The sequence below is a fragment of the Frigoribacterium sp. CF331 genome, assembly GCF_057787905.1.
Genome location: NZ_CM173545.1, coordinates 1,186,490 through 1,197,961 on the forward strand (window position 1 = coordinate 1,186,490; position 11,472 = coordinate 1,197,961).

Consider the following 11,472-nt stretch of genomic DNA (forward strand, 5'->3'; position numbering starts at 1 on the left):
GCCCGCGGGAGGCGCGGTGGACGCCGTCAGCCGGCACCGCGCCACGAGGTGGACGCGCCGCCATGATCTCTCGCGGCGGCGTGTCCACTCCGTGGCGCGGTGTCCCTGTCGGGCCGGCGTGGTGCCGACGGAGGTCGCACGCGGCTCTCGGAGGTCGCCGGCTACTCGCCGGCGGCGGTGTCGGAGCTCGTGCCGTCGGTGCCCTCGGCCGTCGTCGCGGGCGTCTCGGCGGCCTGCTCGGCCTGGGTGGCGGCGGCGTCCTGCAGCACGTAGACGAGCCCGCCGACGGTCCACTGGTCGGGGACGCCGGCGGCGTCGCCGGCCTCCGAGCTGCCGGTGCTGGCGAAGGTGGTCACGAGGAACAGCCGCGAGCCCCCCTGCAGCTTCGAGAGGAAGTCGCGGGCCTGGGCGTAGCTGCCCTGGATGCTGACCGTGATCGGGATCGACGAGAAGTTCGACGCGGTGACGAGCGGGTCGGTCACGAGCTCGGGCGCCGTGGGCGACGCGGGCGCCGTGGCCGACGCGTCGGTCGGCGCGGAGTCGGACGCGGCCGCGTCGGTGGCGGCGGGCGCGGCGACGTCGGTGGTCGTGGGCTCGTAGGCCGCCGCGTCGGACGAGGTGAACCCGGTCACGGTGGTCCCCGAGGCCCCCGCCAGCTGGTCGAGCTCGGTGAGGAACGACGACAGGGCGGCCTGGGACGGCACGGACGTGTCGAGCGTGGCCAGCTCGGACTTGAGGTCGGGCAGCTTCGCGTTGTCCGCCTCGAGGGTCGCGAGGCTCGCACGCAGGGTCGCGTTCTGCGTCTCGACGCTCTGCTGCTGCGACTCGGCGCTCGTGGCGGCCACGAGCTGCGGCTGCACCCCCACGAGGAACCCGAGGGCCAGCACGACGACGCCGGTCAGGACGGCGCCGATCAACATCATGCGGTTGCGGTCCATGGTCAGTCACCCGTCGTCTGGTCGAAGCGGCCCGAGAAGGCGTCCGCCGTGATGTGCATCGTGATGTCGGCCTTGTAGACGCCCTCCTCGAGCGCCACCGAGCCCGGCTGGGCGTCGGCGAAGCCGGGCAGGGTCGCCAGGCCGTTCAGCCAGTCGGGCACGGACGGCAGGGTCGGGCTCGTCGCCTGGAAGGTGAGGGTCGCGACCCGCGATCCCTGCAGCGGAGCCGTGGGCTGCGTGTACTGGACGAGGGGCGAGGCCTGGTCGAGCGAGACGCTGACGATGGTCACGCCGACGGGCAGGGTGCCCTGCACCTTCTCGAGGTAGGCAGGCCAGTCGATGTCGGTCGACCCGCCGACCTTCTGCGCGGCCTCGACCAGGTCGAGCTGGCCCTGGGTCGCCTTGAGGTCGGCGTACTTCGTCTGCGACATGAGCAGCGACTGGGTCTCGGCCTGCGCCATCATCAGGACGTCCTCGGCCTGCATGCGCTGCAGGAACGCGGCGCCCGACCCGATGCCGACCACGACGGCGACCACGACCACGCCGGCCCAGGCACGGCGGACGAGGGCCGCGGTCCGACGCTCGGCGCGGACCTCGGGAGGCAGCAGGTCGACGCGGGGCGCGCCTCCCACGGCGATGCCGGTGTCTTTCCGGGTCCTCATGCTGCGCTCCCCAGGGCGAGGCCGAGGGCCACGGTCAGGTCGGTCGACCGGGACCGCAGGGCGGTCTCGTCGAGGTTCTTCGCGAAGCCCACCGTCGCGAACGGATCGGCGAGCGCCACCGGCAGGCGGGTGACCTCGCTGAGCGCCTCGGGCAGGCCGGGCAGCGAGGCTCCCCCGCCGGCGATCATGATGCCCGCGACGGTCTCGGTCGGGCGCGTGTTGACGTAGTACTGGATGGTGTTGCGCAGGCTGCCGAGCAGCTCGTTGACCGACTCGAAGATGGCGCTCGAGGCGGCCTGCTCGTCGGGCGTCGTGACGGTCGTGGCGAGGCCCCGGCCGTACTTGATGCCCTCGGCGACCTGGGCCGAGACCTCGAGCTTCGCCGCGACGGCCTGCGTCACGTCGTCGCCCCCCGAGGGGATGATCCGCACGAACTGCGGCACGCCGTCGGCGATCATGATCACCGAGGTCGTGCTGTGCCCGATCTCGACGAGCGCCACCGTGCCCGCGATGCGCGGGCGGGTGACGAGGAGGCGCGTGTTCGAGAACGGGATGAGGTCGACGCCCAGCGTGGTCAGGCCGGCGAGCTTGCTGGCCTGCACGTTGCCGAGCACGGCGTCCTTGACCGCGGCGATGAGCAGCCCGTGGACGACGGGACCGTTCTCGCCGAGCCCCTCGGCGTACGGGTAGAAGTCGAGCAGGGCGTCGGCGACCGGCACCGGCAGCATGTCCTGCACCTGGAACGGCAGCATCTCGCGGATGCGCTGGCGCGAGGCCTTCGGGACGGTCATGTCGCGGGCGAGCACCCGCTGGTTGCCCATGCCGAGCACGACGCGCTTGCTCTTGAAGCCGCCGGCGGACCAGAGCTGCTTCAGCGTGCCGGCGACGGTCTGCGACTCGATGACCTCTCCGCGGCTCGCGGACCCCTCGGGCAGGGCGACCTCGCTGAACCGCACGATGGTCGGCTTGGCCTTGTCGACGTCGGCGACCTCGACCGCGCGCACGAAGCGGCTGCCGATGTCGATGCCCACGATGTTCTTGCCCATCAGTTCTGCTCTCTGTCAGCTCGCCGGGTCATGCCAGGCCGAGGAGGGTGAGGTACGCCGTGGCGACGGTGCCGCCGGCGAAGACGCCGACCCAGGCGCCCGCGAGCATCCAGGGTCCGAAGGGGATGCCGCCCGTGCGCTGCACGCGCCGGGTGGCGAGGAGGGCGACGGCGAAGAGGCCGCCGAGCAGGAACGCCGCGAAGGCGCCCACCGCGAACTCGCCCCAGCCGAGCCAGGCGAGGTACAGGCCGAGCACGCCGGCGAGCTTGACGTCGCCGAAGCCCATCCCGCCCGGGTACGACAGGGCCGCGATGAGGTAGAAGGCGAAGAGCGAGGCCAGGCCGATGGCGGCCCGGACGAGCGCCGGCCAGTCCCCCACGAGGATGCTCGAGGCCGCCAGGAGGGCGCCCCCGACCGCGTAGGACGGCAGGACGACCGCGTTCGGCAGCCGGTGGTGCTCGAGGTCGATCACGGCGAGCGCCACGCTCACGCCGGCCAGCCAGAGGAAGGCGACGAGCGAGAGGAGGCGCGACACGAGCGGCAGGGCCTCGGTCGGCACGTCGGTCAGCGGCCACAGGCGGGCGGCGACGAGCACGAAGAACACGCCGGTCGCGAGTTCGACGATCGGGTAGCGGGCCGAGATCGAGGTTCGGCAGTCACGGCACCGGCCGCCGAGGGCGAGCCAGCTGACCACGGGCACGTTGTCGCGGCGCCGGATGGGCGTGGAGCAGCCGGGGCAGGCGCTGGCCGGTCGCGCGACCGAGAGGCCGGCCGGCACGCGGTACACGACGACGTTGAGGAACGAGCCGATCAGCAGGCCGAAGCCCCCGGCGACGAGGACCGCGACGGTCCAGGGTGCGACGCTCACGAGGCTGCTCCCGTCGAGGTGAACGCGGCCTTGACCTCGGTCTGCGTCGTGACGCCGTACGAGGTGGTGACCGGGCTGAGGAACTTGGGCGGCGCGAGGTAGCGCAGCCGCGTGTCGTACGCGTACGCCTTGATGTAGCCGTTCGAGCCGTTGCGGACGATGCCCCGGTGGGCTTGGGCGATGGACCCCTTGACCGTCAGGGTGCCCCGGTCGCCACCACGCGAGTAGTTCTGGACCAGGAACGAGTGCTGGACCGAGATGATGGCCGCGTCGATCTCGCGACCCGAGTCGCCGAGCATCGACCTGCCGCTCGTGTTGACCGGGTTCCAGACCCACGCGACGCCGTCGGACGCGAGACCCAGGATGTTCGTGCTGGCGTTCGTCGACGAGTACGTCAGGTCGCCCGTGACGTAGAGGTAGTTCTGGGCGGCGATCGTCAGCTGACCCTGGAAGGTGCCCTTGACGAAGACGTCACCGCTGCGGGCGCCGTAGGCGCAGGCGCCCCGTCCGGGCCCACCGGCGATCGTCGAGTTCGGGACCGACTCGTTCGCGAGCGGATAACCGACGTGGTTGTCCGAGCAGGACGTCTCGGTCAGGTCGCCGGTCGAGGCCCGGGCGTTCACGTTGGGCGTGGCGTTCCCGGCGGGCAGGGCGGGGATGTTCTGGACGTAGATCAGGTTGTTGGTCGGCACGGGGATCGTGGCCCCGCCGGGCGAGCCGAGCTGACCGGCCTTGGTGCCGGGGGTGCCGCACTCGGACGGTGCGCTGCCGGCGGTGGCGTCCGCGTTCGCGATGCGCGTCATGACCGTGTACGGCGACTTGACGGTCATCCTGCCGTCGGCGGTGAAGACGATGTCGGTGGGTCCCGTGTAGAGGCAGCCCGGGCGGGGCACCTCGGTGGGCAGGTCGGTGCGGGTCTCGCGCACCTTGTCGCTGTTCGTGTCGGGCATCTGCACGGTGGCGACCTGACCGGGTGCTCCCTTGCCGAAGAACTGACCCGAGCAGGCGTTGTTGTTCGAGTCGACCTTCGCGTACGCCTTGCCCACGGTGGGGTCGGCCGTCGTCACGACCTCCTTGAAGGTGGCCTGGCAGATGCGCATCGTGTCGTTCGAGTGGGCGGGGCCGTAGATCGTGTCGCCGCCGCTGAACGAGATCTCGCCGCAGTCGTCGCCGAAGGTGCGGCCCTCCCACGCGTGCTTCGAGCAGGCGGGGTTCGTGCTCCGCGACAGCGTGGGGTCCTGCGACTCGATGTCCGTGAAGTAGAGGTAGTCGATGAACCCCTTCTGGCGCAGGTCCGCGATGACCGAGCGGGTGGACGTGCCGACCTTGCCGGTGACCCGGATGCGCAGGTCGCCCGAGCCGACGTACTTCGAGTTGTCGACCTCGTAGCGGTACTGGGCCAGGTCCGAGCTGCCGGGGACCGACGCCCACGTGCCCGAGGTGCCGTAGCCGAAGGCCTTGTTGGCCTGGGTGCCCGTCGGCAGGGTCAGGGCGCTGCCGCTGGCCTTGCTGAAGGGGGCGTTCGCGTCGCCGTACTGCTGGTAGCTGTTGTCGTTCGCCAGACGCGACTGGTACTCCTCGACGCCGGCGTAGGCCGCGGCGAGCGCGGCGTTCCAGTTCTGGTCGGTGCCGGCCTTCTTCAAGCCGCTGGTCGCGACGGTCAACGCCGTCGCGGCCATGATCACGAGGACCATGCCGAAGATCAGGGTGATGGCCATCGCCATGCCGCTCTCGGATGAGGGACCGCGGAGGCCGAGACGGGTGCGCAGGGTGGTCATGTGGTCACGCCTCCGGCGAGGTTCGAGAGCGAGACGGTGTTCTGCAGGGTGACCGCCTGGCTCGAGGGCGTGCTGGTGCGGTCGATGGTGAGGGTGATCGTCACCGCCGCGATCGACGACAGCTGCGTCGTGGTCAGTGCCCCCGACGCGTCGGGGACGAGGGCGGTGCCCGCGAAGTCGAGGTAGGCGAAGAGCGGTGTGCCGTTGCTCGCGGGGGTGACGACCGAGCCGCCGACCGTCCGGGTGGTCGCCGGGGAGGTGAACTGGTAAAAGCCCCCGGTCACGGTCGTGGCGACGATGCTGCTGGAGGTGAGGGAACGGTCGGCCGCGACCCGGAAGGTCACCTGGCGGGGCACCGTGGTCGCCGCGTCCGTCACGTTCACCGCGGACGACAGGGTCATGCTCTCGGTCGACGCGGCCGTGAACGACGCGGCCTGGGTGCCGTCGGCCCGTGGGATGGTGCGGGCGGCCCGGATCGTGCGGGCCAGGTCGTTCATGACGTTGGAGGCGACCCGGGTGTTGCCGTCGACGCCACGTGCTTGGGCCGTGGCCTTCGTCAGCGACACGAAGGTCGTCGAGACGATGGTGACGACGATGCCGAACACCATGATGGCGACGATGAGTTCGGCGAGGCTCACGCCGTCGTCGTCACGTCGGGCGATGACACGTCGCAGCGCGCTCACGAGGCGGGCCTCGGGTCGAGGGTGACCACGTTGGCGACCCCGCCACCACCGCCGAAGATGGCGCCGATGATGCTGCCGACCAGCCCGCTGATGGTCAGCGACCGGAGGTTGTTCGTCGACGTGCCCGACGTGATGACCCAGGTGCCGTAGGGCAGGGCGATCGTCATCTCGTTCGCGGAGGTCTTGTTCTTGACCGTGAACGTGTAGGTCTGGGTCGCCGCGCAGCCGGGGTCGCCGTTGAGTGCCGTGGTCGACTTCGCCTGGACGATCGTGTCGCTGCCCGAGGCCAGCTTGATCGTCGTGACGCCCATCGGCAGCGGGTAGGCCGCGGTCTTGTCCGAGGCGGCGACGAACGGCTGCCGGGCCGCCGTCTTGCCCTTGGCGTTGGCCGGCCAGGCGGCCGGGTCGGGCGAGAGGCAGCTGCCCCCGGACGTACCGGCCGGCAGGTAGGTGCCGGCGATCATCTGGTAGCCGGTCGCGAGCGGGAAGAGGTAGGCGTCGCTGTCGGGACCGGTGAGCACGTAGGGCTCTGGACCACCGAGGATGGTCGTCTTGAGGTCGTTCGGCAGGGCGACGGTGCTGCCCGTGTAGGTCGACGCGTAGTCGAGGACGAAGTCGTCGCCGAGCTCGTACGTGAAGGGGACGCCGGCGGTGTCGCCCTTGACGACCGAGATGCCGGTCTTCACCGGGGCGGACTGCTGACGGGCGTCGCGGTAGGGCGCACCGTCGGCCCGCGAGATGGTCACCTTGTACACGCCGGGCAACACCTTGATGGCGACCGAGCAGCCGTCGGCGTTCGTCGGTGCGGGCTTCGACCCCGAGGTGAGCGCCTTGCCCGGGGCGCTCGACGCCGAGTCGGGTTCGACGGTCACGAGGACGCCGGGGACGGGCGCGCCCTTCGTGTCCTTGACGCCGACGACGATGGTGCCGGTGTCCTGGTCGTTGAGGCGGCTGTTCGGCGCGAGGATCGTGTCGCTGCGCACCGGAGCGGTCGTCGAACGCATGCCCGACCAGGTGACGGACACCTGAAGGCGCTTGTAGAAGAGCGAACCGTTGCCCGAGGCGGCGGCCGGGGTGCAGGTGGCGTCGACGCCCGTGGTGGTGATCCACGCGGCGGTCTGGGCGACGGTGAAGGTGGTGCCGTTGACGACGGTCGTCGTCGTGCGCGACGCGACCGCGACCACGTCGGTGACGCTGCGGGCGACGTCGACGGCCTGGGACGCCAGGTTGGCGGCGACCTCGCGGCTGCGGTTGTCGCTCGACATGGTCAGCGTGGTGCCGACCGCGACGATCGAGCCGACGGTGATGATGGCGAAGACCAGGAGGGCGACGACCACCTCGACGATCGACAGCCCGGCGTCGCGGGCCTCGGGGTCGAGGGGTCGCAGACGGGCGCTGAGGCGTTGGAACACGGTGGGTCACCTCCCGGTCGGGTCGAGGGTGTGCGGGGTCTGTGGCCGAGGGGTGCGGCGGCGAGACGCCACCGCACCCCTCGGGGGGAAGGCCAGGGTCAGCTGGCGATGGTGCAGGCGGTCTCGCTGACACCGGAGTTGCCGGTCGCGTAGAACTTCTTGTTCGTCGAGCTCGTGCCGATGATGCAGAACGAGTCGGCGGCCGTGGAGGACTTGCCGAACTGGAGGCTCGTCGTGCTGTCGCTGATCGTCGCACCCGCACCGGCCCAGTCGGGGGTCGTCGACGTGCCCGCGGCGGGCTTCGCCGTCTGCGAGAAGGTCACGGCCGCGGGGAGGTTGCTCGTGGCGTTCGTCTGCAGGCTGATGACGGCTGTCTTGAGGTTCGTCACGTCGCTCTTCACCGACGAGTCCTTGGCGTTGTTCTGCACGCCGAGGTACACCGGGATGGCGATCGCGGCGAGGATGCCGATGATGATGACGACGACGAGGAGCTCGATCAGGGTGAAGCCCTTGTCCTCGTCGTCGGTGAGGTTCTGGCGGCGGGCGCTGAGCTTGCCCATGAGGGTGAAGTACATGTCGCTGGTCCTGTTCGGTCGGGTGCGGGAGTGGTTGTCTCGGTGATCGGGTGGGCGGTCACTGAGCTCCGCCGAGATCGATGGTGCCACCTGGGAAAGTGCCCCAGAATCCCTTGGAAGGGGGGTTTTCGGCTGCGACACGGCCCCAGTTCGGGTATCCCCCGAAAGGCCGAAAAGGGCCGGTCAGCACCCGTTCGTGGGTAGACCGGGTCGTCGCCGGACGCCGGACACGCGAAGGAGGCGCGAGCCGGCCTCGTGAGCCGGCCCGCGCCTCCTGCGGGGTCGCCTGGCGCGCTACTTGATGAGCGACGTGATCTGGAAGATGGGCAGGTACAGCGCCACGATCATGCCGCCGACGACGACGCCCAGGAAGGCGATCAGCAGGGGCTCGATCAGGGCCGTCAACGACTCGGTGGTCGACTTGACCTCTTGGTCGTAGAAGTCGGCGACCTTCTCGAGCATCGTCTGCAGCGAGCCCGAGTCCTCGCCGACCGAGATCATCTGCGTGACCATCGACGGGAACACGCCCGACTCGGTCAACGGACCGGCGATGGACTCGCCCTGCCGCACCGACTCTGCCACCTTGACCAGCGCCTCCTCGAGCACGTAGTTGCCCGAGACCTCGCCCACGATCCGCAGGGCGGTGAGGATCGGCACGCCGGCCCCGATCATGTTCGAGAAGTTGCGGCTGAAGCGGGCGATCGCGATCTTGCGGAACAGCGCGCCGAAGACGGGCAACCGGAGCTTCAGAGGGTCGAGGAACGCCCGCACCTTGACCGAGTTCTTGTTCGTCCGCCACCAGATCGAGAACGCGATGCCCAGGACCGCGGCGATCGGCACGACGATCGGCATCGCCCGCGAGGCGTAGACGAGCATCATCGTCGGCAGCGGCAGCTGCCCGCCGAGGTTCGTGAACATGTCCTGGAAGATCGGCACGATGAACAGCAGCATCACGACGACGGCGACGAGCGACATGACGAGCACGACGACCGGGTAGGTCATGGCCGACTTGATCGTCGACCGCAGCGCCACCTCCTTCTCGAAGTTCTCGGCCGTCGACTCGAGCGCCTTGTCGAGGAACCCGCCGGTCTCCCCCGCCTTGATCATGTTGATCATCAGCGGCGGGAAGTCCTTGTCGTGCTTGCCGACCGCGTCCGAGAAGGAGACGCCGGTCTCGACGTCGTCGCGCACCTCGGCCATGATCTTCGCGAGCCGCTTGTTGTCGACCTGGTCGGCGAGGATCGTCAGGGTGCGCAGCAGCGACAGGCCCGAGCCGATCATGGTCGCCATCTGGCGCGACATGACGGCGATGTCCTTCATCTTGACCGCGCGGTCGCCGAGGCCGGGGATCGACACCTCGCGCTGCAGGCCCGTGCCGGCGCCGGCCTCGCTGATCGAGATCGGCTGCACGCCCATCGTGCGCAGGCGCGTGATGACGGCACCCTCGCTCGAGGCGTCGACCTTGCCCTTGACGACCTTGCCGGCCCCGTCGCGCCCCTTGTAGGCGTACGCCACCGCCCCGGCCATCAGGCGGCCCCGCCCGAGAACGAGTCGCCGAAGTCGATGCCGCTGTCGAGGCCCTGGCTCTCGGACTTGTTGATCACGCGCGTCACGAGGCGGTCGAACCCTTCACGGTCGTGCACCTTCTCCATGGCGGCCTTGTGCGTCACGACGCCGGTGTTCACCAGGTCGGCGAGCTTCTGGTCCATGGTGTGCATGCCGAGGTCGCGACCGGCCTGCATCGACGACGCGATCTGGTAGGTCTTGCCCTCGCGCACGAGGTTGCCGATGGCCGGGGTCATCATCATGATCTCGGTCGCCACGACCCGGCCGCGGCCGCTCGCCTTGGGCAGCAGCGTCTGGCAGACGACGCCCTGCAGCGTCGAGGCGAGCTGCGTCCGCACCTGGTCCTGCTGGTACGGCGGGAACACGTCGATGACGCGGTCGATGGTCTGGGCCGCGCTCTGCGTGTGCAGGGTCGCGAACACGAGGTGGCCGGTCTCGGCGGCGGTCAGCGCGACCGAGATGGTCTCGAGGTCGCGCAGCTCGCCGATCAGGATCACGTCGGGGTCCTGGCGCAGCACGTGCTTGAGCGCCGCCGCGAAGCTGTGCGTGTCGTGCCCGACCTCGCGCTGGTTGACGAGCGACTTCTTGTGCTGGTGCATGAACTCGATCGGGTCCTCGACCGTCACGATGTGGTCGGCCCGCGTGCGGTTCACCAGGTCGATCAGCGCGGCGAGGGTCGTCGACTTGCCCGACCCGGTCGGGCCCGTGACGAGCACGAGGCCACGCGGCAACTTGGCGAAGGTCGACACCGACTCGGGCACGCCCAGGTCGCCGAGCTGCTTGATCTCGGTCGGGATGAGCCGGAACGCCGCCCCCAGCGAGCCGCGCTGCTGGTAGAAGTTCACGCGGAACCGCGACTCGTCCGAGAGCGAGTACGCGAAGTCGAGCTCGAGCTCGTCGTCGAACCGCTGCTGCTGCTCGGGCGTGAGCAGGCTCTCGAGTGCCGTGCGGACGATCGCCGCGTCCCACACGGCGCCACCGGTCAGGGCGGGCCGCAGGTCGCCGTCGACCCGGATCGTCGGCATCGCGTCGGTCGTGACGTGCAGGTCGGAGGCGTTCTGCAGCACCACCTGGATGAGCGCCGAGACGAGGCCGGCGTGCGCGTGGTCGCGCGGGTGGCGGTGCAGCTCGATGCCGTGGAAGTCGGCGGTGTGCTCGGGCGTCGAGAGGGTCGCGGTCGGCGCGTCGGCGGCGACGTGCTGCGGGGCCGGGGCGTCCCAGGCGGAGGCACCCGTCGGGCTGGCCGGGACGGGTTCGGCCGACGGGAAGACGACCCCCTCGGCGGCGAACGGCGAGGCGGCCGAGCCGGACGTCGCCGGGAGCGCGACGGTGGACGCCGTGGGCGCGAGGTCCGTCGCGGAGCCGGCCCGCGCCTCCTGCGGGGCGGTCTGGGCCCGGGAGGCGCGGATCGGCTCGTCGAAGCGGGGGTCGACCCAGCCCGGTCGCGACGCCGAGGGCAGCACGTGGCCGGCGGGCGGTGGGCTGAGCGGCGCCGGGGCCGTCACCGAGGACGGGGCGGCGACGGACGACGGGGCCGCCGCCGACCGGGGCAGGACGGGCGAGGGGCCGGTGTCGGGGACGAGCAGGGCCTCCTGGTCGGCGAGCGCGGCCTTGTCGACCAACGCCTCGGCCAGGCGGGCGGCACGTCGGCTCGACGGCGCGCGGGTGGGCGTCCAGCCCATGACCGGGTCCTGACCGCCGTCGAGGCTGTAGACGGGCGACGGGGTCACGGCACCGGGCGCGGGCGAGGCGGGGGCCGGCGGGAACGGCGACGAGGCGGCGGACGCGGCCGCGGCGGACGTGGTCGTCGTCGTCGACCGGACCTCGTTGCCCGGGCGGCCGGGCGTCCAGCCCGCCAGGGCGGCGGCCTCGGCGGCCGCGTCGTCGGGGATGTCGTAGATCGAAGCGCTCATCGGAGGGCCCCCTCGTGGTCGGTCCGGACTC

The 11,472-nt window shown here is 70.9% G+C and carries 10 protein-coding genes; all 10 read right to left on the reverse strand.

Features of this window, described 5'->3' with window-relative positions:
* Positions 1–161: 161 nt before the first annotated feature.
* The 10 genes from AC3CCI_RS05530 to AC3CCI_RS05575 all read right to left on the reverse strand — a co-directional run bounded on the left by AC3CCI_RS05530 (position 162) and on the right by AC3CCI_RS05575 (position 11,441).
* Positions 162–938, reverse strand: coding sequence for a hypothetical protein (locus AC3CCI_RS05530; RefSeq protein WP_488628352.1), 777 nt, complete (start codon positions 936–938; stop codon positions 162–164).
* A gap of 2 nt (positions 939–940) precedes the next feature.
* Entirely contained in the window at positions 941–1,600 is a 660-nt protein-coding gene (locus tag AC3CCI_RS05535; protein ID WP_354594918.1) for a hypothetical protein, read from the reverse strand.
* Positions 1,597–2,646, reverse strand: coding sequence for a type IV pilus assembly protein PilM (gene pilM / locus AC3CCI_RS05540; protein ID WP_354594919.1), 1,050 nt, complete (start codon positions 2,644–2,646; stop codon positions 1,597–1,599). The genes AC3CCI_RS05535 and pilM overlap by 4 nt, the downstream gene beginning before the upstream one ends.
* A gap of 28 nt (positions 2,647–2,674) precedes the next feature.
* Positions 2,675–3,514: a prepilin peptidase gene (locus tag AC3CCI_RS05545; RefSeq protein WP_488628353.1), complete on the reverse strand. Its 840-nt coding sequence runs from the start codon at positions 3,512–3,514 to the stop codon at positions 2,675–2,677.
* Entirely contained in the window at positions 3,511–5,292 is a 1,782-nt protein-coding gene (locus tag AC3CCI_RS05550) for a hypothetical protein (RefSeq protein WP_488628354.1), read from the reverse strand. The genes AC3CCI_RS05545 and AC3CCI_RS05550 overlap by 4 nt, the downstream gene beginning before the upstream one ends.
* The gene (locus AC3CCI_RS05555; protein ID WP_488628355.1) at positions 5,289–5,975 is read right to left on the reverse strand and encodes a type IV pilus modification PilV family protein; all 687 of its coding nucleotides are present in this window, start codon (positions 5,973–5,975) and stop codon (positions 5,289–5,291) included. Before AC3CCI_RS05555 ends, AC3CCI_RS05550 begins: the two co-directional genes overlap by 4 nt.
* Positions 5,972–7,387 (reverse strand): hypothetical protein, encoded by a 1,416-nt coding sequence (locus tag AC3CCI_RS05560; protein WP_488628356.1) that lies wholly within the window; start codon positions 7,385–7,387, stop codon positions 5,972–5,974. The genes AC3CCI_RS05555 and AC3CCI_RS05560 overlap by 4 nt, the downstream gene beginning before the upstream one ends.
* A gap of 98 nt (positions 7,388–7,485) precedes the next feature.
* Entirely contained in the window at positions 7,486–7,962 is a 477-nt protein-coding gene (locus AC3CCI_RS05565; RefSeq protein WP_488628357.1) for a type II secretion system protein, read from the reverse strand.
* Between the two features lie 294 nt (positions 7,963–8,256).
* Entirely contained in the window at positions 8,257–9,489 is a 1,233-nt protein-coding gene (locus AC3CCI_RS05570) for a type II secretion system F family protein (RefSeq protein ID WP_354594924.1), read from the reverse strand.
* Positions 9,489–11,441, reverse strand: coding sequence for a type IV pilus twitching motility protein PilT (locus AC3CCI_RS05575; protein ID WP_354594925.1), 1,953 nt, complete (start codon positions 11,439–11,441; stop codon positions 9,489–9,491). The genes AC3CCI_RS05570 and AC3CCI_RS05575 overlap by 1 nt, the downstream gene beginning before the upstream one ends.
* Positions 11,442–11,472: the final 31 nt, after the last annotated feature.

Excerpts from the sequence above, each read along its gene's own strand:
- AC3CCI_RS05530 (WP_488628352.1), bottom strand. The coding sequence starts at position 938 with ATGGACCGCAACCGCATGATGTTGATCGGCGCCGTCCTGACCGGCGTC.
- AC3CCI_RS05535 (WP_354594918.1), bottom strand. The coding sequence starts at position 1,600 with ATGAGGACCCGGAAAGACACCGGCATCGCCGTGGGAGGCGCGCCCCGC.
- pilM (WP_354594919.1), bottom strand. The coding sequence starts at position 2,646 with ATGGGCAAGAACATCGTGGGCATCGACATCGGCAGCCGCTTCGTGCGC.
- AC3CCI_RS05550 (WP_488628354.1), bottom strand. The coding sequence starts at position 5,292 with ATGACCACCCTGCGCACCCGTCTCGGCCTCCGCGGTCCCTCATCCGAG.
- AC3CCI_RS05565 (WP_488628357.1), bottom strand. The coding sequence starts at position 7,962 with ATGTACTTCACCCTCATGGGCAAGCTCAGCGCCCGCCGCCAGAACCTC.
- AC3CCI_RS05570 (WP_354594924.1), bottom strand. The coding sequence starts at position 9,489 with ATGGCCGGGGCGGTGGCGTACGCCTACAAGGGGCGCGACGGGGCCGGC.
- AC3CCI_RS05575 (WP_354594925.1), bottom strand. The coding sequence starts at position 11,441 with ATGAGCGCTTCGATCTACGACATCCCCGACGACGCGGCCGCCGAGGCC.